This is a genomic window from Patescibacteria group bacterium (assembly GCA_018817085.1).
Taxonomy (GTDB): domain Bacteria; phylum Patescibacteriota; class WWE3; order CG2-30-40-12; family CG2-30-40-12; genus CG2-30-40-12.
Window position 1 is genome coordinate 1 of the sequence record JAHIUT010000062.1, and the last position, 20,998, is coordinate 20,998.

Sequence of the window (20,998 nt, forward strand, 5' to 3'; positions counted from 1 at the left end):
AGGGTGGAAGAAAGGAAGGAAATGAAAATGTCTTGGAGAGCGCCTTGCGCAATAACCCGCCACGCCAACAGTCTCGGCCACTGGGCAGCGAGTTGGTTGGGTTGCAAGGGGAGGGTTCGCTCGTCCTAAATCCAAAAATGGACGACGATCCGCCAAGGCGCTAACAAAAATGCCCACCCGCGCGGGGGTGGCGAGCTGAAACGCGCTCAGAAAAATCCGCGTATCGCGGTTCGCAACGACGGAGAGGGGCCTCCACGATCAGAGGATGCCAGCACCAAGACTTTTCTAGAAGGTTTTGGGCAGCGGTGTTCCGGGTTGCTCCTCTTCTCGTTGCGCAGGTGTTCGGCAGGTGGACGGGAGAAGGCTGTTGTTTGTTTAGCCATCGCGCACGACCTAGCGCATCCCGTCCGTCTGCCAACGGTGATCTGGAGTGGAGAAGGAATCCAGCGCGGGCGTTACCTCGGCTTTTGCCCAGCTAACCCCAGCGTTCTGCGCCTTCTCCACTCTGCTCCATTTTCTTTTCACAAATCTGCAAAGGAGAGACTTACAAAGTAAGGAGGTAGGGCCAAGCTTTTGGGACAATCCTTTGCAGGTTTGTGGGAATGAAAGATGGGAAAATTCATTCCGAATAATTGTCGGGTTATGATGCCGCAGCTACAGGTGGTTTTGTAGCCGCGAGGCTTGTCCTCGCCAATTAGATATATTGGTAATTAGGACAGACTATGAAACAAGTCCGAAAGATATTTTGGGTTTGTTTTACTGCCTGTGTCCGCGTAGCTCAATGGATAGAGCGGGGGATTTCTAATCCCCTTGTTGCAGGTTCAAGTCCTGCCGCGGATATTTTGCAACCAGTGCATCTCCCAAAGGGAGAGAGTGGGTTAGCTTTCTCCAAAAGGAGAAATTAATGTCCAAAAGACATTAATGGGTTGCCCACGGCCCCTGGTTGCAATCAAAAATTATCTCGGGAAGCGCGCGGATCAAGTGTCTGTACTGATCGGGCGACGCGCGGTTTTCGAGTGTTCCTAGAGCCGGTAACGATTTGGTTGTTGGGGGTTTGTCCTTTGGACTTACCTATTTTCCCAACTACCTGCGTTACCGGCTTTTTCATTTTTAAAATCCATAGGGGTGCTGACCCTAAAGGGTCAGACCCCAATAAACCGAACTAGAGCGGGATTATACCCGATAAGGGTTAATCCCGAATGGAAAGAAACTCTTGAATTTATTTCCTCTTTTGTTATTATCTTCAAAGTATGGAAAAAAACTACGAAATAATGTTAATATTAAAAAAGGATTCTTCGCTTGCCGAAAAAGGCGTTTTTCTAAAAGAATTCACTGAACTCTTAAAACCTTTGGAAGGCAAAGCAAAGAAAGAAGACTTTTGGGGTTTGAGGAGATTTGCGTACCCTATTAAAAAAAGCGAAGAGGGGGTTTATACAGTAATAAACTTTGAATGCCCCGCGGATAAAATAAAAGAACTTGAAAGAAAGCTAAAGTTGGAGAAGGAGATTGTGAGGTATATGGTAACAAGCTCAAATGACAAAAGTCAAAATTTAACAAAGGAGACTCCTTTGAAAAAGGAGTCTCCTTAGATAGCTTTGAGTTGTTATTTGAACTTTGATATTTGAGTTTAGTTAATAGGGTTTTGCTAAATTGTTTTTGATTAAACCTTAATCATAAGCTGTTTAGCAATAATAAAAAATGTCCCGAAGCATAAACAAAGCGATTATCCTAGGAAATTTAACTAGGGATCCCGAAATGAGGTATACACCTCAAGGCTCTGCTGTAACTAGTTTTGCTGTAGCCACAAACAGGCAGTGGAATACCGAAGATGGGTCCACAAAAGAAGCGGTGGAGTTCCATAATATTGTGGCTTGGAATAAATTGGCGGAAATATGTTCCCAGCTTCTTAAAAAAGGCGCTAAAGTGTATATTGAAGGCCGACTCCAAACCAGAAATTGGGAAGACGATAAAGCCGTTAAACACTATAAAACCGAAATTGTCGCTGATGATATGATAGTTCTCACAAGCAGAGGATTTTCTGAAACGGGAGGGACGGGATCTTTGCCTGTAAAGACTGTTCCAGCTGTTAATGCGGAAAATAAAACTCCTCCCGCAAAAGAATCTGCAGGAGAGGCAAGCGCGTCAAAAAATGAAAAGGATGCTGACAAAGGCGAAGTGAAACCATCCAAAGACGAGGCAGAAGAAGTAGTGGATACGGATGAAATGCCGTTTTAGTATATGGCGAAACAAAAGAAGAAAAAACAATTTAAGAAAAATATAACTTATAAAAAAGTTAAAGCGCGAATAGGGGAAATTGATTACAAAAAACCCTCATCTTTAACCAAATTTTTAAGTTCCAGATTCAAGATTTTGTCGCGCCAAAAAACGGGAGTGTCGGCGAAAATTCAGCGGAAGGCTACCGCGGAAATAAAAAAAGCTCGTGTTATGGGGCTTTTGCCGTTTACGGAGAGACACAGCATATAAATAAAAATTCAAAACTCAAATGACAAATGACAAATCAAATCTAAAATTCAAAGCTCAAAAAGTCTTTAGACATTTGAATTTTGTCCGCCAGCTGGCGGATTGAATTGAATTTTGAGTTTTGACATTTGAGTTTTACTATGCCTCTTCTTTGCTACATTACGCCGTATAGTTTAATAGCTGTTCTAGATGGCGACAAAATTGCCCGCGTAAAATTTCCATACCCCGTTTTTATAGATAATTATTCCGATGTATGGCGTTATGTTTATAATGAAGCGCTATCCCAACTAGGTTTAAAAGAACCGCCAGAAACTCTTGTGGTTTGTAATTCCGAAGATGGTTGGTATTCTCGCATAAAAGGCAAGTCTTTAAAAGTAATTTCCGCCCAATCAGCTTTTTCCAAATTTAATATTCCGTTAGTTTATTTGGGCGAGAAAAGGTTTTATTATCCCGGCGGGGTTTTGGAATTTAATATAAATCCGGGAAAAATCTTTAAGTGGTTTGATTTTGAGGAAGCGGACGCGAATGTAGAAAATTTTTTTCAAAACAGATTTTTGTATGGACCGAGTTTTGTGGAAAATGTTTGGGAAAAAACTTTTCATAACGCGCTTTTGCGAGAAAAAATGCAGTTTGCTTTTAAAAACATCCCCCCAGAATTTTTTGAAACCGTGGGCGAGCTTTATTTGTCGGGGGAATCTTTATATAACTACGACAATTTGCAGGAGTTGTTACTAACTTTTTTAGATTCCATGGCCGTATCGGGTTTTTGGCGTATGTATTTTGACGAGAAGTCGGTTTTGGGGCCGTTAGCCGGGCTTTATTCTCAAAAAAAGGGCGTCGCTTTGGAATTTCTAAACGAATACAAATTTAAGCATATCGCGGATGTTTTTGTGGTCCCGTCCGTTCCTTCAGCTCAAGTTATATTTAGCGACGGCAAAAAGCAGGTTTTGAACTTAAAACAAGAGGGTATCCATCTAATACCTTCAATGGGCGAGGAGGAGTTAACTGTTAATATTAAATTAAAGAAAGGGGATTTTGAAAAAAAGATTGTGAAAAGCGTATTTGGAGTGGTTTTTGATACCAGAAAAAGACCATTAGCATTTTCGGACTCGCGCACTGAACGACTTACGATGCGGGACAACCTAAGAAAACAGGTGAGGGGGTGGGAGGGATGAGAACTTTAATAATAAAAAAGTACAAACAGAATAAAACCAGCTTTGTGGAGCGGAAGCTACCTGTTGAAGGGGATGTTTTGGTTAAAGCGGGGGATGTTGTTAAGAGCTTTTCAAAAGTGGCGGAATGTTTGTACAGTGAAAAATCTCAAGAAATAGCTTTTGAAGGAGAATTTATTAAAAAAGAGGGCGACAAGGTTTTTGCGGATGAGGTTTTGTGGGTTTTGAAAAAAGGGTTTCTAAAGTCCAAAGAAGGTAAAGCGCCGTTTTCCGGGATAATAGCGGAAGTTAATCTGGATAAAAAATCCTTTATTATAAAACGACCTCAAAGGGATTATTCGCTAATTGCCGGCGCGCCGGGAAAAGTTAAGGGGGTGGTTGAAAATAGGGCGGTATTAATAGAAACTACGGCTCTTGAAGTTTCGGGGGTTGCGGGAAGAGGAGAAGATGTTTCGGGCGAGCTTTCGGTTTTGGGCAGTTATAAAGATATAGGGAGCGCGGAGATTGATAAAAGTTATGCGGGTAAGATTTTGGTTTGCGGGTTTTTAAATTCTTATGTGTATTCAAAGGCAAAATTTTTTGGGACGCTTGGTTTTATTTGCGGGGGAGTAGATTACTCTTTATATGAAAGTTTACCATTAACCCCGTCCTTAATTGTTACTACGGGATTTGGGCAATTGTCTATGGACCCGATGCTTTTTAATTATCTCAAGAGCGTTGCGGCGCGGTTTGTTGTTTTAAGACCGGCTATTTGTCAGATTATAGTTCCCGAGGAAACGGAGCTAAAATGGGCAAGGGGGATTGATGGGGTTTATACAGATGTAAAGGAGGGGCAGATAGTTCAAATATTTGCTCAAAATTTTTACGGCTTAACCGGAACGGTGGTTGGTCTGGATAAGGATAAGGTGAAAGTGGAAGTTTGGGAAGAAGGAAAAATTTTAAAACTTTACCCCGAAAGCATTGGCGTTATCGCAAACCCCTAACCAAAGTTCCTCTTGACAAACCTGCAATAATAGCATTACTATTATTGCAATAATTGTATGAATAGTATGGGACATTACATAAAAAGGGAACTGGAAAAAAAGCTTGTGAGCTGGCTACCCGAAAGGGAAATAATTGCTATATGTGGTCCGAGACAATCAGGGAAAACCACTTTAGTTAAAAAAATTGCCGAAGACCTTAAGTTGTCGGGAAAAGAGGTGTTTTACGCCAGCTTTGAGGATACGGAAACGCTTTTATCCTTTATTAGGGCGCCAAAGGAGTTTGTTTCTCTGCATATGGGGGGAGGAGATAGAACATTTTTCATTTTTGATGAGTATCAGCTTGTTCCAGGTGGGGGAAAAGTGTTAAAGCTTCTTTTTGACCTTTTTGAGGAAGCAAAGTTTATTATTACAGGGTCATCAAGTCTTAAGATAAGGGATCTTGCGGAGAATTTAGTAGGGAGGGTGATATTTTTTGAGCTTTATCCATTAAGCTTTTCGGAGTTTTTATCGTGCAAGGACGGGGTTGTTTATAAAAAGCACGAAAGCCTGCAGACGGCTTTTACAGAATTTTTATTTAGTGGGAAATTTGAGTCCCAAACGCTTTTGTACGAAGATACATCTCTTAAGCTTTTTGAGGAGTACGCAATTTATGGGGGGTATCCCGCAGTGGCGTTGTCCGAAAGGCAAAAGTCTGAGGAAAGACTACAGTCTTTTATAAACACATATGTGGAAAGGGATATAGTAAAGCTTTTGAAAATTGGGAATTACTTGGATTTTAGAAATTTTGCGCAGTCTTTATCTTTGCAGATTGCTAATTTGATTACTTACTCTTCGTTTGGGAGCGAGCTGGGATTGTCTTTTAGAGAGGTTAGAAAATTTCTCTCGGCGCTGGAAGAGACTTATGTTGTAAAATCTCTCTTGCCCTTTTCAAAGAACAGGGCTACGGAGATAAAGAAGTCTAGGAAGGTTTATTTTATTGATTTGGGGTTGAGGAACGGGCTTATTGGAGATTTTAGAGCGCTGGAAATGCGTCAGGATAAGGGGGCTCTTGCGGAGAATTTTGTTCTGCAAAATCTTATTTACCGACCCAGTACTTCCGATGTTAGGTACTGGAGGACGAAGCAAGGAGCAGAAGTTGATTTTGTGCTAAAAATGCAGGGGGAGTTGGTGCCGATAGAAGTGAAATTCCAGAATATGAAAAAGGCGGAAATATCCAAGAGCTTAGTCAGTTTTATTAATCTGTATAGCGTAAAGCGGGCGGTTGTCTTAACGAAAAACTTTTCTGGCACGAGGCTCTTTGGAAACGCGAGAGTAGCTTTTTTTCCAATTTATTCGGTTTAATTTAATAGCCATCGTCATTGCAAGTAGTAGCTGTCCTTCTCGCTTTTGGAAAATTATTTCACCCGCATTTCCCCGTTCTTAAAACAACCCTTGACATATAACCTGTAGTGTGGTATAATGGAATTATTGAAATTGGTTTAGGGGTCGACACCCCGAAGGGGTTCGTACCCCAATTGGAATTTTGCAGATAGCGAAGTGAAGGGGAGGAGAATACCCATTCGGGACTAACCCTCCGCCAGCTGGCGGACTGGGCGGGTATAGTCCCGCTCAAGTGCGGTTATATTTCTGGCCTTTACTTCGCCGTCTGCACGGACGAGCGGAGCCATCTTAGCCCTTTTCTTTTTCTCGAAGGTTGTTGTTGACTTGGATAGGTTGGGAAACTAGACTTGTATTTGATGAATATAGAAATTGATCAGTCTGGGAAAATTGAAGCAACGAATAGGAAAACTGTTGTGGCTTTTAGCAACAGTAGACACCGTTCAGTTTCCCTATCGTCTAAAGATAAAAAAGTATTGCAGAAGTTTTTTAGAGAGGCGGGAAAGCCGGAAATGTTCATTTATAGAGTGTTTGCAATACTGTGTTTTTATTTGATTAAGGAGGATATAAAGAAAACAGACTCAATAACTATAGATTTGGAATATTTAGGAAAAGAATCAATAGTCAAAGATTTAATTTTAAGTTTGATAAGAAGGAATAATCCTAGTTTTGATAAATCAAAAATAAAGTTTTCTTCTATAACAAAGAAGTCAGGGGCTCATTGGGAAGCTTATGAAGTTTTTAAGGGGAAGAGAAAAGCAAACAAAGATTTAAATTATAAAGATATCCTAAAGTATATTATATAAAAAAAGATCGGGCGTTATTTGGCTAGGTAAGCGAGAGTTTTTCATCTCGGGTTGCTAGCCCCCCCGATCATTTGGTTAAAGGATACCACTAAATTAAACTCCTGTCAAGCGTTTTTTTGTCTCCTTGAGTTCAAGGTTGAAGTGCCCCACTGCTTGTCATTGTATAAAATAGTAGTAATTTATACAATGACAATGTACAAAAGGCAAATTTAGAAAACTACTTTGCCAATCTTATCACCTTCTTCAAAGGAGAATCCTATCAACAAACCCGATTAGCCCTTTTCTTTTTCTCGTTTAAATGTATTTTTGTATTTCTCTTTCTAAACTCTTTTCAAAGTTGTGGATAATTGTCCAATGACTTTTGGGTAAAAATTGTTTAAGCTCTCTCTCAAAATTTATATCCGTTTTTTTAATTAGTTCTGAAACTTTGAGCAAGGTGTTTTTTTGTTGCGCGGGCAGGATGTTTGCCCTTAGGATAAAGTAAAAATCGTAAAAGTCGCGCGGTTTCTTGCGGCTAAGCAAAGCTTGTATCTTTTCGGTTATCAGCTGGTCCTGCGCCAGACTAACAAGGTTATATGGCGGGATGAGGTCGCTTACCACAGTAATCGCCTCGCCGCTTTTTTTAGTCCCTCTAAAAGAGATTTGCAGTAATATCTCAATGCTTTGCCCGTTGTTAGAAAAGGAGATCTCTGCCAAATATCCGCCGCTTGTAGGTTTGGCTTCTTGGATGTCTGCAACTATTCCTTCTCTGCCGATTTCGTAGAGTGTTTTCAAAAGCGGTTGTTCAATAGCAGATTTTGTTTTAACAGGAGAGCTAAAGTCTAAATCTTCGGAGAAACGAGGACTCTTGTAAAGAAGATGCAAAGCGGTTCCTCCTTTAAAATAAATGTTGCTGGTTTGCGGTTGTTGGTAGAAATACGATAGAAAAATATGCTGAAAATATTCCCGCTTAACATTCAGTTCTGTGGTTTGATATTTACTGGCAAAATCTTTGATTTGTTCGTTGGTTATCATGGCAGTATTTTTTTTGCAAATTCAATTAAGGCGGCTCGTTTATATAACTTCGCATAGTTTTTTAGCTTTATTTTATTGATTTTAGAGAGGTTAAACCTTTCGTTGTAAGGCTTTTTTCCGAGAACAACAAAATATAGATAGTCGGCTAACGCTTTTTCGGGTTCGGCTATAAGAAAACATTCTTTGTTGTTTCTCACCAATTTGTAGCCGGTATAAGCGGCGGTTTTAATTTTTTGATATGTAAAAACCCTATTGGTGACTGTAAAAGTTCTGGTAGGTTTGGTGGTGGCGTTTGTAACTTGGTAAGGGGATTCCGGGATAATATTATGAAAATAAAGCGCGTATTCAAACGAAATATAGGAAGGTTGGTATAAACGGTTGGCGATTTTTTCTTCCGAAGGCGCATCGGTTTTAAGAGCGTAAAGACCTTTTTTAAGGCGGAGAAGAAACCCGCGCTTGGTTTCCTCTTCAAGAAAATACTTTGTTTGGTTAGAATTGGTATCAAAAAGCCTGCTGAATTCCAGCGGTGTGAAAATAGAAAGCTCTTGTTTCAGCAACAATTCCCTCGCAAAAAATGGTTTCGGTAAAGTGTTCATACATGCCCCTTTCTGAAATCATTTTATGTATTTTTGTAACCCGCGTCAATAAGAAATTTTCTTTGAGAATACGGGAAGATAGAAAAAATTGATAATTGAAAATTAATATCTTTTCCTTTATTATCTTTTTATGTCCGCTTTAAAAACTTTGCAAAAATTCTACACCGTCCTTTTTGTATTACTGCTTTCAGTAGGCCTTTTTACCGGCGGTTACTATTTCGGCAGACGCGGGTTTGATATTGCGTATCAAAAAACCCCCCCAGTTGTTCGGGTTATAAATAAGGATAATGGACCCAAAGATGTGGATTTTGCCCAATTTTGGGAAGTGTGGGATTTAATAAATAAGGAGCATATAGACCGCCCCTTTGACCCTCGCAAACTTATGTATGGCGCTCTAAAAGGTTTAACCTCTGCGGTTGGCGACCCTTACACCTCTTTTCTGGTTCCCGTGGAAAACGAATCTTTAAGCAGTTCCTTAAATGGGGAATACGAGGGCATTGGCGCGGAACTTGGTATGAAAGACAACCAACTTATAATTGTTGCGCCTTTAGACGGCAGTCCCGCTCAAAAACTTGGTGTTCGTTCGGGCGACAAGATTATTAAAATAGACGAAAAAGACACGGTGGGTATAACCATAACAGAGGCGGTTAGCAAAATCCGCGGACCCAAAGGACAAGGGGTTACCCTAACTTTGAGAAGGGGAGAAGACGAGTTTAATTTAACCATCCTCCGCGATAAAATTGTGATAAAAAGCGTTGTTTGGGAAGATAAGGGGGACGGTGTAGTTTATATTCGCCTTTCGCGGTTTGGCGAGAAAACTCCGCAGGAATGGAATGAGGTTATATCTGATATGTTACCCAAAATGCCAAATCTTAAGTCCATTATTTTGGATTTGAGAGGAAATCCAGGAGGTTTTTTAACCGGTAGCGTGTATGTGGCAAGCGAATTTATTGAAAAAGGGGTGGTTGTAAAACAGGTTATGGCAGACGGAACAGCTACTAGTTTGGATATGGACAGACGAGGCAAACTTTTAAAATATCCGGTAGTGGTGTTAATTGACCAAGGTTCTGCGTCGGCGAGCGAAATTTTAACATTGGCGTTACAAGATTATGGGCGCGCGGTAACCGTTGGCGCTAAAAGTTTTGGAAAAGGCACGGTGCAAGACGCGCGGGATTTCAAAGACGGTTCGGGGGTTCATGTAACGGTGGCGAAATGGCTTTCTCCCAAGGGTATTTGGGTTCACAAGGTAGGTATAACACCGGATTATTCTGTGGAAATAACGGAGGAAGATGTAAAGAATTTTAGCGACCCCCAGCTTGAGAAGGCGGTAGAATTGGCGAAAGGGGGGGGGGCGAAACTCTAAACAAATCTGTAAGTTGTTGATAAAGGATTTCCATAGATAAGAATATATCTCAAAACGCAAAACTCAAATGTCAAATCCACATGTCAAAACCTTAAATTTGAAAGAATTAAGATTTGAGATTTACGCTGTGGATTTGAGTTTTGACATTTGACCTTTGAGTTGTGGTTTTTTTGATAAAATACTACTATGTACAATAATCCTTCTATAACAGAAAGAATAGACTCCTCCCGTGTTATTATGGAAATCCGCGCCGGAACGGGCGGAGACGAAGCCTCTTTGTTTGCGGGGGATTTGTATCGGATGTACACAAAATTTGCTCATAACCAAGGTTGGAAGGTTAAAAGTATTTCTAAAAATGTTTTTGAAGTAGCTGCGGGGCTTGTCCCCGCCAATTTATACGCTTTTTTAAAAAATGAATCGGGGGTTCATCGTGTTCAGAGAATCCCCGTTACCGAAAGAGGGGGGCGTGTTCACACTTCTACCGCCACAGTTGCAGTTTTGCCGGTGATAACAGATTTGTCTGCGGGCGGGGAATTTAATATTAATCCTTCGGATTTAAGGGTGGACACTTATCGCAGTGGCGGGGCTGGCGGGCAGAATGTGAACAAAGTTGAAACTGCGGTAAGGGTTACGCATATCCCAACGGGGTTAGTAGTGTCTTGTCAGGATGAGAGAAGTCAGTTTCAGAATAAGGAGAGGGCGCTTGAGATATTAAAATCCAAGCTTTTTTTAATGCAAACGGAACGGCAAAAAGGGTCAATGGACAAATTGCGGCAAAATCAAATTGGAACGGGGGACAGGAGCGAGAAAATAAGGACATATAATTTTCCGCAAGACAGGTTAACCGACCATCGTATCAAGAAAAGCTGGCATAATTTGGAAAAAATTATGGAAGGGGGGATTGAGCGTATACTGAGGGAATTTGCGAAGTAAAAGATGTCAAAACTCAAATGTCAAATGTCAAATAACAACTCAAAGCTATCTAAGGAGACTCCTTTTTCAAAGGAGTCTCCTTTGTTAAATTTTGACTTTCCCGCCTGCAACGCTTTGTGCCGCGCCCGAAACGCTTTCGCGTATGCGATGCGGGCGGGTAGCATTGCGGGCAGGTGACTTTTAACCTTTAACTTTTTTTACTCTCTTGCCCTCTTTAGCATATCTTTGAGGGTTTGAGGTTTTGGGGTTTTTTCTTTAGTGGTTTTTTCGGTTCTTTTTTGTAGCACTTCTTGATGAGCTTTTTTAATTTTGCTTATTTTTTCGGATTTTTTAACGAACTTTTCAACTCTTCCCTCGGTATCCACAAACTTTTGTTCGCCGGTATAAAAAGGGTGGCAGTTACTGCAGATTTCAACCTTAATTTCAGGAACAGTGGAACCGGCGGTAAAATGATTTCCGCAGGAACAGAATATTTTTGCCTCCTCGTGCCATTTAGGGTGAATATCTTTTTTCATACTTTGGACATTTTACTATCAAGCAGAGCTAAAAGTCAAAGACCAATTAGGGGGCAATGAATTTGATTATCATTGGGATTGCGTGGAGTTCAGCGCTTTTTGTGAGTATCGCTTCCGGATTCTACCGTCCCACTCTTATTGAGACGGGAGTTTTCTACCTTTTTGGGGGGGGCGGTGGTAGTCCCATTGATTTGGTTGGCATACCAAATTCGCCTTTTCATTTTTTGTCATAAATACCCAACACCCGGTGTTAGACTTAGGGGTCTGACCTCTATTTTTGATGTTCATAACCACGATTCCCAGTGTTATTATTATTGCGGCGAGGGTAAATACCGCGGTAATCCGCTCTTCCAAAAGCCAAAACGCAAAAGGCGCGGCGAAAATAGGGGCTATATATCCAAATACCGCAACTTCGCTAGATTCAATTTTTTCCATGGCGTATTCAAATAAATAATAAGCGACTACAGATGAAAGAATTGCCATATATAAAACCCCCCATAAAGCGGGAAAACTTAACGCTTTGTTGTAAACCTGCGGGTCTTTAAAATATTCCAAAAACGATAAGGGGGCAAAAGTTATTAAACCTGTTAAGAAAAGAAAGGTTGTTACCACCATAGGCGAAAAATGTTTGCGGTGGTTAAATATTTTTTTGGTGTATAAAGAAAAAGCCGCTCCCGCCAACGCCGCCAAAATTATTAGCAAATTTCCTTCAAAACCGGTGAGTTTTAAGTGTCCATTGGCTTTTATTGGCTCTACAATTAAAAGCATTGTTCCGAGCATAGTTATAATAAGCCCTGTTTTTTCGTTTTTGGTTATCTTTTCTTTTAAAAAAAGTACCCCCGCGGCGATTGTAAACAGAGGACCCACGCTTCCTATAAGGGTGCCTTCAAGGCTGGTTGTCCTTTTAAATCCTTCAAAAGTTAGTCCTATAGAAAGAGTTACGCCAAGAAGTCCCATTATGAAAAGATGTTTGAGGTATTTAGGAGTTAGGATTATGTGATTTTTTCTTATATCTAAAATAAGAATGGGAATAAGTATGGCGCACGCAAACAAGCATCTTGTAAATAAAAATGTGTAGGGTGGGATTTCGTTTAAGGTGGCTTTTATAACGGGTCCCGCAATTCCCCAGATAGCGGTGGCTGTTATTATGGCAAATATGGCTTTGGTTCGTTTTTGGGCAGGCGGCATAGTTTTGTTTTATTATATCATTGAGAAAGTTTTTAGTCTTTGATAAGATTGTAGAAATGTCAAAACTCAAATTGAATTTAACAAAGGAGTCTCTCCGCCAGCTGGCGGGGAAACTCCTTAGTCAAATATTGAAATGCTCATAAAAAACCTAAAAAACGGAAAATATAAAATAGAAAGTATGGGTGAAAATGGCAAAGTGGATGTTGTTATGGGAGAGGGTATTGTTGAAATAGAAGGGGCGCCTTTTGTAATTAATACGGCGGGGGAGTATGAAATAAAAGGTATTCATATTTATGGCGTAAACGGAGGCGAGGGTAAAACTGTTTTTTTGGCGGTTACGCAGGAGAGGATTAAAATTGCCTATATTAGTCCTTTAAAAGAGCCTCTTTCCCCAGAGCAGGTGGAGGAGCTTGCGGATACGGATATTTTGCTTACTTTTTTAACGGATGAGAATGTAAAAGCGCTTGAAGGCATTGACCCCAATTTATTTATCCCCATAAATTATTCGCCGGAGCTTTTGCAAAAATATTTTTCCGGAATGGCGGTTAGAACTGTGGATAAGCTTAATATAAAAAGCAAAGACGAACTAACCGAAGAGATGGAAATTGTAACTCTCTAACCCCCGAGGTTGGACATTTTATAGGTTTATGTAAGTTGCGGAAGCTGATAAAAGGGAATTAAATAGACATTAGTTTCATTTATCTGCTCTTTCAACGCCTTTCCTAAATGTGTTATGTATACATCTTGGGGATGATATGTTTTTATAAAGCTGTGGAGAGACCGCGATAATCTCACTTTATTCAATGTTGTGAATTTAGCCTCAATTGGAATTAACTTTGTCCCCGCATTAATTACAAAATCCACCTCGGCGTTGTCTCTAGTCCTCCAAAAGTTAAGCGAGGAGGGGGTGTTAAATAACGATTGCCGTAAAACATTAAAAACAAAGTTCTCAAACAAATGACCGCCGTTTAAATCTAAAACCGTATGTCCAAACAAATTAAGAATGTAATTCCTTAACCCTAAATCATAAAAGTAATAAACGGGGGTTTTGGAGACCTCTTTTCTAGTATTGCGAAAGTAAGGCGTAAGTTTCTTTAAGATAAATGTTTTTTCTAAATACCAAAGATAAAGTTTTACGGTTTTATGAGATAGTCCTATTGTGCTTGCTATTTCGGAAAAATTAACCATACCGCCAATTTGCGAGGATATGATTTTAACTAAATTTGAAAACTCTTCGGTTTTTTCCAAATTAAGGAGATATTTAATGTCTTTTTCAACATAACTGCGGTAAATTTCTCCCATTACAGCGTTTTTTTCCTCTAGTGTTTGAGAAAGAACTACTTTGGGATAACCGCCAAAAACAAGGTATTCCTTGAGCAAAGCTTGTGTTTTTTCTTGTTCCAGCGCAAAAAAGTTGTTAAGTCTGTTTTTGTAACGATATTCGGTTTTAAAATTTACGAATTCGTTAAAATTAAGAGTATTAAGCTCAAAAACTCTCTTTCTCCCCGCTAATGATTCATGAATTTTTTCTTTTAGTTCCAAACTGCCCGACCCTGAAACAATAAATTTATAAGGGAGATTACTGTCAAAAATGCCTTTTAAGAACAACCCCGCGTTTTCTTTTCGTTGTATCTCATCTATAAACACATACCCTTCGTTTTTTCCCAGCTCAAGACGGATCTTTTCTATTAAAGAGTTTTGAGAGATGAAAAATTTTTTGTCCGTTTCAATATCAAGATTGAGGAAAAGAGTTTTAAGCCCTTTTTTGTTTAAACCTTCTTGTATAACCCGCATTAAAAAGGTTTTGCCCGCTTGGCGGGGACCCACAATTAGGGTTATCTCCTTGTTTGTAAGATGTTTTTCCACGCTTTTTTGCAAGTCTCTTTTAATTTTTTTGCCCATATTCCCATTTTAACCCCGTTTCTTTGAATGTCAAGTTCCAGAAATTCGGTATTAAGGATTCTCCTTTGAAAAAGGTGAATCCTTTGTTTGATTTCATTATAGGGTTGGTTTATAATTTAGTTAATGAACTTTTTAAAATGGCACTACACCACCGCTTTTAAATATTTTGTGGCTATCCTCCACAACTATTTCGCTTTCGTCTTCCACTATTTTTCCATCCCCCTTTTACTAAAAACCCTATTTTGGCGGTTTAGACGGCTAGACCTTACCGAAAAAAAGCCCGGTTTTCATTTTGAAATCTGGCTTGGCAATATTATAGAAAATTTTGTTTCTCGCTTTATCGGCTTTATAACCCGCTTTTTTGTTATTTTCGCTGGATTTATCGCAATTCTAGGTTTTGGGGTTTTGGCGGTAATTCTTTTGTTGTCCTACTTGATTTTTCCTTTCATTACCCTTCTTTTTTATCTAAAGGTTAAAAGGGGAGGAAAAGTAAAAGTTTCAAATATAGCGGACTTTTTTAATTCCTCGTATGGACAGTTCTTTTTGGATAAATTGGGGGTGTCGTTTTTACAGCTTTGTAACACACCGTTGCCTTTTTCTCAGGGACCCCGCGATTCTTATATAGGAAATAAAGGAACGCTCCCTAACGAAACGGCAACGGGTATTACTCCACTTAAACAGGCTATTACGCCCCCGCCTGTCCAATTACCCCCAAGTGGAACAGACGCATTTTTTAGCGAACAGACTTTGCAGGGTGTTCTTCCTACGGAGTTTTTTTTGCGTTTGTGCGAAAATTGGGAGCCTCTTAAAAAATATCTAAAAGAAAACAATATTTCCAAAGAGGATTTAGACGAAATTGTTTCTTGGTACCAAAGAACCCACTCTTTTAAAGAAAAAGTTATGCGGTTTTGGGATATGGATAATTTGCTAAAAATCGGAAGCATTGGCAGTATTTTGAGTTTTGGCTATACCAATTTTTTAGACCAGTATTGTCTGGACATTACCGCTACTTACCAGAAAAGGTCGTACTACAGCTTGTATGGCAGGAAAGCGCAACTTAAACAATTAGAAGAATCTCTTTTGCAAAGCGAAGGAAAAAATGTAACTATAATTACCGGGGTTAAAGGGGTGGGCAAACATAGCCTAATTTACAATTTAGCCGAGAAAATAGATTTGCATCACATTCCCTTGAAGTTGCGAGATAAGCGAGTTTTAATGCTTAACACCGAAACATTTTTGAGCGCTTATAGCAAAGAAACTGCCCCCGCGAAATTTATTGAAATAATGGAAGAAGGCGGTCGCGCGGGCAATATTGTTGTGGTGGTGGACGCTTTTGAGAAAATATTGTCCGCAAAATACGGCGTTGACCTTTTTTCGGTGTTTGTTAAAGCTAAAAATTACGATTTTCCGCCTATTATCGGGGTTATGGAAATATCCTTTTTTAACGAAATCTGCGCTGGAAACGATATAATAAGCGACCTTTTTTCGGTGGTAAAGGTGGAAGAAACTAATGCGGAGGACTCTCTAAAAATTTTGGAAGATTTTGCAAACGAGGCTTTTTACAAGGATAAAGTGGTTATAACATTAAAAGCGTTAAGGGCTATGGTTGCTTTATCCAACAAGTTTTTAATAAACGAACCTAAACCCGAGAGGGTTTTGGCGGTTTTTAATCGCGTTTTAGCTTCAGTTTCTTCTAAAGATTATAAAATTGTTAATGAAGATTCGGTAAAGGAAGCGGTATCTAAAATGGTGGGGGTTCCGGTTGCGGGAAGCAAGGAAGAAAATGAAAAATTGTTGAACATAGCTAGCCTCATTCACGAAAGACTAATTGACCAAGAACCTGCTATAGAGGCTCTTTCTAAAGCATTGCGCAGAGTTAGAACCGGGGTTTCGGCAAGCAAACGGCCGTCGGGAGCTTTTTTGTTTTTAGGTCCTACTGGGGTTGGAAAAACCGAAACGGCTAAAGCTTTAGCGGACATATACTTTGGGGCGGAAAAGTATTTACTGCGATTTGATATGGCGGAATATCAGGGAGAGTCCGCTTTGGAACGGTTAATTGGCTTTTTTAAAGACGATAAGCCCGGGGCGCTTACTTCTACTTTAAAAAACAATCCTTTTGGCGTTTTGCTTTTGGACGAAATTGAAAAGGCGGAACGGGATGTCCTCAACCTATTTTTAACGGTTTTGGATGAAGGTTATATCACCGACGCTTTTGGAAACAAAGTGTCCGCCGAAAATTTAATTATAATAGCAACCTCAAACGCCGGGGCGGAGTATATTAGAACTTATATAAAGGAAGGGCGAGAAGTTGAAAAATTAAGCGGCGAGCTAACGGAATTTGTATTAAGAGAAAAAATATTCTCGCCGGAATTTATTAACCGATTTGACGCGGTGGTGGTGTATAAGCCTTTGTCAAACGAGGAAATAAAACTTGTGGCGGATTTAATGCTTAAAAGATTGGCGAAAAAGGTGGAACAGGAGAAGGGTATTGTAGTACAATATGCTTCTGGTTTAATGGACAAAATTATTCGCGAAGGATACGACCCGGTTTTTGGCGGACGGTCGGTAAGAAGGTATATTCAAGATGAGGTGGAGGACGCTATAGCGAGAGAAATATTAGAGAACAATTTTAAGTCAGGAGATGTTATTAGATTGTGAATTGTTGGAAAATGTCAAAGGTTACGAAGTAAGTTCGCTTGGCGAAGCCACATCTAAAAACTTTAAATCTAAATTCTTTGTTTTCTAGCTTTGAGATTTAAGTTGTGGTTTTGAGTTTTGCGTTTTGACATTTGAAATTAATATCGTGGAAATAAAACTTCCTCCTAATTCAATAGAAGCGGAGAAATCGGTTCTTGGAGCCGTTCTTATTGACAGCGACGCTATTATAAAGATAGCGGAATTTTTGCGTCCCGAACACTTTTATAAAGATTCTCACAAAAGCGTTTTTGAGGCGATTTTGGAACTTTACGAAAAAAGGGAACCTATTGACCTTGTTACCGTTCCCAATGTTTTAAAGAAAAAGAAAAGTTTAACCGAAGTTGGGGGCGTTTCTTATCTTAGCGAACTGGCTTCCTTTATGCCTACTTCCGCAAATATAGAAACTTACGCCCGTATAATTAAAGATTCGTATGTAAGGCGGCAACTCATTACCGTTGCGGGAAAAATAGGGGAACTCGGGTTTTTGGAAGAACAAGATGTAAACTATTTGCTGGACAAAGCGGAACAAGAATTGTACTCAATATCGCAGGACTATTTGAAGCAGGAATTTGAGCCGTTAAAAAAAGTTTTGGAAACAAGTTTTGACCGTTTAGAAGAATTGCATAAGCATAAAGGTATGTTGCGGGGGGTTCCTACGGGGCTAAAATCTTTGGACGCAAAGCTTAACGGGTTGCAAGATTCTAATTTAATTATTTTAGCGGCGAGGCCTTCGGTTGGTAAAAGTTCGTTGGCCACAAACATTGCTCAATTTGCGGCGGTAAAGCATAAGATGCCGGTTGCTATGTTTTCTTTGGAAATGAGCAGTGAGCAGTTAAGTGACAGAATGTTGGCGGCGCAGGCGGGGGTGGATGTTTTTAAAATAACCACGGGGAATTTAAGCGATGACGATTTTGCAAAGTTGGGAGAGGCTATGGGGGTTTTAGCGGAAGCGCCGATTTTTATTGACGACACGCCGGGCATATCCATAATGGAAATGAGAACAAAGGCGCGCCGACTGAAGTTGGACAAAGGGATTAGGCTTGTGGTGGTGGACTATTTGCAATTAATGCATGGCCGAAATTTGGAAAATCGGGTGCAGGAAGTTTCGGAAATATCGCAGTCCTTAAAGGGGTTGGCGAGGGAGCTTAATGTGCCGGTTTTGGCGTTAAGTCAGCTTTCGCGGGCGGTGGAGCAAAGGGGTGGGGAGAAACGGCCGCAGTTAAGCGATTTGCGGGAGTCGGGAGCGTTGGAGCAGGATGCCGATGTTGTAATGTTTTTGCACATACCCGATGAGGAGCAGAGGAATTTATTAAAACTTGGGATAGCCAAACACCGAAGCGGGCCCACGGGGGAGATTGAATTATTTTTCCACGGCGGTCAAACCAAATTTTACGAGCAGGATACGAAGAGATGAGATTGCTTCGTCAGTCACTTCGTTCCTTCCTCGCAATGACGGGGAGTATTTGTCATTGCGACCCCGCGCTTTAGCGAGGGGGAAGCAATCTGGGTGGGATTGCTTCGTCAGTCACTTCGTTCCTTCCTCGCAATGACGAGAGTCGTTGTCATTGCGAGGAGAGAGTGCAACGAGCGACGAAGCAATCTAGCAATGTTGTAATTAAGGAATGAAAAATCCGTCCTTTATCTATATCCTTACAAACATTAACAACACAGTTCTTTATACAGGCGTTACTTCCAATCTCATAAAGCGGATTTGGCAACATAAGATTGGAGGGTGTCCTAGTTTTACAAAAAAGTATAATGTTTATAAATTAGTGTATTACGAAGTGTATGGCACCATTGAAGATGCTATATTTCGTGAGAAGCAAATAAAGGGCGGGTCAAGGCAAAAGAAGATTAATTTGATTAATAAATTTAATCCGAAATGGAAGGATTTATATGAAGACATTTTGTGAAGTGTTAGATTGCTTCGTCAGTCGCTTCGCTCCTTTCTCGCAATGACGGGGAAAGGCAAGCTCCTCGCAATGGCGGGATGCCCACTGGCGGGTTTAGTTCCTCTGCAAGGATGAGTGGGATGAAAAAGAAGAGGCTGAGCGCGGGAAGGATTGTAACGATCTTCCAATCAAGTGAGTAGGATATAACGATTATTTGCAATATATCAAAAACACCTTCAAAAGTCAATAGTTATTTACTCTGGGGAGAAATTTCTTTTTATTGACTTCGCGGATTTTTTATGCTATAAGATTTACAATCTCAAAGAAATTTGAGTGGAGAAGACTACACTGCTTGTGTAGTCTTTTTTGTTCCTCGCACCTTGTAAACTAAATAGCCTTAAGAAAAGTAAAACGAAAAATCGGTTTTGCAAATTCCTTAAGGTATCCTCTTCCCGCGAAATATTATGAGTTATTTTTTTCTCGTAATTTTTTGCGGGTGGAGGAAGAAGGAGTTATTCGTTCGTTGAGCTACTCGCCTACGGCGAGTCTAACAAACAGTAACTCGCGTGGCTCATAACTGTTTGTAAGAAAGGAGAGGAAAATGTCTAAAAGAACGGGTAGTGGGCGAAGGGTTCCGGTTCGGTCTTTGGCAGTGATTGTTTTGGTGGTAGTGGCGGGTATCCTCGTTCTTACAGTAGGTGCCCCGTCCATCAAAAAGATTTTTGGTGGCGGGGCTGTCGAGCAGAAAATCGCTGTGCCGTCCGTGCCGTCTTTCGCGCCTTTGGATGGTAGCCAGGTTTTACCACCATCGGCGGGTGTGGAAACGGCGCCTTCCGCGGATTTGGGACAAGTTCCCGCACTCACGGAAACAGCGCCTTTGTTTCAGCAACCAGCGCAGTCCGTTCCGAAAGCAAGCTTGCCTTCGCAGGCGGGCGCAAGTCTCCCTTCCGCTATGGTGGAAAAGGGAACGGGAGCGGTAAAGGCGGTGTCCAACACTCCTTTTATGAACGCTCTAGCGCATGAGATGGGCAAGTTTGGGTATGAACCCTCTCGCGCCGGAAGCGCTGTTACAGATGTCCTAGCAAAGATTCTCGCCTTTATTATTTGGGTGGTGGCTTTGTGGGGAATGTTTTCGCTTTGCAACCGTATCTTCTTGAGTGGGATGGAATTTCCGATTTCGGCTTGGCTCAAGTGGGCGCTGGCGTTGTCCGTGACATTGTCATTGCGTCTGCCCGCTTTTAGCCCCAATGTTACCCTTCCTGTTCTGCAGGCTTCGGGGACAAGCGAGGTTTTGGGGATGTTCAAAACGGCGAGTTTTATTTCAAAGTTTTGGATTTTCTCGGTTTTCCTTGCTGTTATTCTTTCGGTTGGGTACCTCGTGGGTTTGGTTATTAACAAACCCGCGGGCAAAGCTAGAGAGGGCATGAGGTCTCTTGCTGGTAAAATGTCCAACGGAAACGGCGCGTCTATCCAGATCGTGTGGATTCTCCCAACATTGATTGGGGCGCTGTCACTTGGCGCTTTTCTTTGGGATAAATGGCGCAAGCCCAGGTTTTTAGGGCTTAATTCCGTGGATGCGGCAAACATTGCGCCCATTTTCCTCTTGCTGTGCGCGCTGTTTATGATGGGGTCATATCTATCCAAATACCTTAAACCTTTGCTTGGGGAGGCGAGGAAAATCTCACAAGGGGTGGGTAACGATTCCATCTTAATTGGTCTATTACCCACTATGGTCAATAATGTGTGGTTCTTTCTCGTTTGTCCCTTGGGGTTGTTGATTATATTTGGCGTGGTAGGAGGGTTTTTCTTGGCAAACGCCTTTCCTGAAGTGTTTTTGCCCGTGATGCAGGGTTTACCTTTTATTGGAAAGGTTATTTCTTTGAGCGCTAACGCTCTGTTCTTTTACAAAATCCTCACGGCGGTGATAATTGTCGCTGGTGGAATTGAGAGGATGTGGGAAACTCCAGGAGAGCGAGGGGGGCGAAGACGTCATAGCCCTGCTCGTTATGATGAGGGCGAATAGTCCAACCAACTTGTCTTGTCCAAATCCCATACCCACACCGGGTGTGGGTATGGGTT

At 40.9% G+C, this 20,998-nt stretch carries 19 protein-coding genes and 1 tRNA gene; 15 read left to right on the forward strand and 5 right to left on the reverse strand.

The window, feature by feature from the left end; all coding sequences use genetic code 11:
* The first annotated feature begins 767 nt into the window (after window positions 1-767).
* The 8 genes from KJ678_03925 to KJ678_03960 all read left to right on the forward strand — a co-directional run bounded on the left by KJ678_03925 (window position 768) and on the right by KJ678_03960 (window position 6,819).
* Window positions 768-840, forward strand: a tRNA-Arg gene (locus tag KJ678_03925).
* A 410-nt stretch (window positions 841-1,250) separates the two neighbouring features.
* Window positions 1,251-1,589: a 30S ribosomal protein S6 gene (gene rpsF, locus KJ678_03930; protein MBU1017280.1), complete on the forward strand. Its 339-nt coding sequence runs from the start codon at window positions 1,251-1,253 to the stop codon at window positions 1,587-1,589.
* Window positions 1,590-1,698: 109 nt separating this feature from the next.
* Window positions 1,699-2,235, forward strand: a complete 537-nt coding sequence (locus KJ678_03935; protein MBU1017281.1) for a single-stranded DNA-binding protein — start codon at window positions 1,699-1,701, stop codon at window positions 2,233-2,235.
* 3 nt (window positions 2,236-2,238) lie between these two features.
* Entirely contained in the window at window positions 2,239-2,484 is a 246-nt protein-coding gene (gene rpsR, locus KJ678_03940) for a 30S ribosomal protein S18 (GenBank protein ID MBU1017282.1), read from the forward strand.
* 137 nt (window positions 2,485-2,621) lie between these two features.
* Window positions 2,622-3,656 carry a hypothetical protein gene (locus tag KJ678_03945; protein MBU1017283.1) on the forward strand — a complete coding sequence of 345 codons (1,035 nt, stop codon included), beginning with the start codon at window positions 2,622-2,624 and terminating at the stop codon, window positions 3,654-3,656.
* Window positions 3,653-4,636: a hypothetical protein gene (locus tag KJ678_03950; GenBank protein ID MBU1017284.1), complete on the forward strand. Its 984-nt coding sequence runs from the start codon at window positions 3,653-3,655 to the stop codon at window positions 4,634-4,636. Before KJ678_03945 ends, KJ678_03950 begins: the two co-directional genes overlap by 4 nt.
* 57 nt (window positions 4,637-4,693) lie before the next feature.
* Window positions 4,694-5,977, forward strand: a complete 1,284-nt coding sequence (locus KJ678_03955) for an ATP-binding protein (GenBank protein ID MBU1017285.1) — start codon at window positions 4,694-4,696, stop codon at window positions 5,975-5,977.
* A gap of 395 nt (window positions 5,978-6,372) precedes the next feature.
* Window positions 6,373-6,819 (forward strand): hypothetical protein, encoded by a 447-nt coding sequence (locus KJ678_03960; GenBank protein MBU1017286.1) that lies wholly within the window; start codon window positions 6,373-6,375, stop codon window positions 6,817-6,819.
* 294 nt (window positions 6,820-7,113) lie between these two features.
* Here KJ678_03960 and KJ678_03965 read toward each other — a convergent pair whose 3' ends face one another.
* Window positions 7,114-7,833, reverse strand: a complete 720-nt coding sequence (locus KJ678_03965) for a nucleotidyl transferase AbiEii/AbiGii toxin family protein (GenBank protein MBU1017287.1) — start codon at window positions 7,831-7,833, stop codon at window positions 7,114-7,116.
* Window positions 7,830-8,429, reverse strand: coding sequence for a hypothetical protein (locus KJ678_03970; GenBank protein ID MBU1017288.1), 600 nt, complete (start codon window positions 8,427-8,429; stop codon window positions 7,830-7,832). The genes KJ678_03965 and KJ678_03970 overlap by 4 nt, the downstream gene beginning before the upstream one ends.
* A 130-nt stretch (window positions 8,430-8,559) precedes the next feature.
* Here KJ678_03970 and KJ678_03975 point away from each other — a divergent pair, with 130 nt between their 5' ends.
* Both KJ678_03975 and KJ678_03980 read left to right on the forward strand, forming a co-directional pair.
* Window positions 8,560-9,792, forward strand: coding sequence for a S41 family peptidase (locus KJ678_03975; protein MBU1017289.1), 1,233 nt, complete (start codon window positions 8,560-8,562; stop codon window positions 9,790-9,792).
* Between the two features lie 186 nt (window positions 9,793-9,978).
* A complete protein-coding gene (locus KJ678_03980; GenBank protein ID MBU1017290.1) occupies window positions 9,979-10,725 on the forward strand; it encodes a PCRF domain-containing protein in 747 nt (248 codons plus the stop codon).
* 197 nt (window positions 10,726-10,922) lie between these two features.
* Here the strand turns inward: KJ678_03980 and rpmE are convergent, their stop codons facing one another.
* Complete coding sequence (gene rpmE, locus KJ678_03985) at window positions 10,923-11,240, reverse strand: 50S ribosomal protein L31 (protein MBU1017291.1); 318 nt, start codon at window positions 11,238-11,240, stop codon at window positions 10,923-10,925.
* Between the two features lie 135 nt (window positions 11,241-11,375).
* Window positions 11,376-12,428, reverse strand: a complete 1,053-nt coding sequence (locus tag KJ678_03990; GenBank protein MBU1017292.1) for a DMT family transporter — start codon at window positions 12,426-12,428, stop codon at window positions 11,376-11,378.
* 133 nt (window positions 12,429-12,561) lie between these two features.
* On the opposite strand from KJ678_03990, the gene KJ678_03995 reads away from it, so the two are divergent.
* Entirely contained in the window at window positions 12,562-13,047 is a 486-nt protein-coding gene (locus tag KJ678_03995; protein ID MBU1017293.1) for a hypothetical protein, read from the forward strand.
* Between the two features lie 26 nt (window positions 13,048-13,073).
* On the opposite strand, the gene KJ678_04000 is transcribed toward KJ678_03995, so the two are convergent.
* Window positions 13,074-14,330: an ATP-binding protein gene (locus KJ678_04000; protein ID MBU1017294.1), complete on the reverse strand. Its 1,257-nt coding sequence runs from the start codon at window positions 14,328-14,330 to the stop codon at window positions 13,074-13,076.
* 123 nt (window positions 14,331-14,453) lie between these two features.
* On the opposite strand from KJ678_04000, the gene KJ678_04005 reads away from it, so the two are divergent.
* The 4 genes from KJ678_04005 (at window position 14,454) to KJ678_04020 (ending at window position 20,942) form a co-directional block, all read left to right on the forward strand.
* The gene (locus KJ678_04005; protein MBU1017295.1) at window positions 14,454-16,988 is read left to right on the forward strand and encodes an AAA family ATPase; all 2,535 of its coding nucleotides are present in this window, start codon (window positions 14,454-14,456) and stop codon (window positions 16,986-16,988) included.
* 136 nt (window positions 16,989-17,124) lie between these two features.
* Window positions 17,125-18,441 carry a replicative DNA helicase gene (gene dnaB, locus KJ678_04010; protein ID MBU1017296.1) on the forward strand — a complete coding sequence of 439 codons (1,317 nt, stop codon included), beginning with the start codon at window positions 17,125-17,127 and terminating at the stop codon, window positions 18,439-18,441.
* 208 nt (window positions 18,442-18,649) lie between these two features.
* A complete protein-coding gene (locus tag KJ678_04015; protein MBU1017297.1) occupies window positions 18,650-18,940 on the forward strand; it encodes a GIY-YIG nuclease family protein in 291 nt (96 codons plus the stop codon).
* A gap of 580 nt (window positions 18,941-19,520) precedes the next feature.
* Window positions 19,521-20,942, forward strand: coding sequence for a hypothetical protein (locus KJ678_04020; protein MBU1017298.1), 1,422 nt, complete (start codon window positions 19,521-19,523; stop codon window positions 20,940-20,942).
* The last annotated feature ends 56 nt before the right edge of the window (window positions 20,943-20,998 follow it).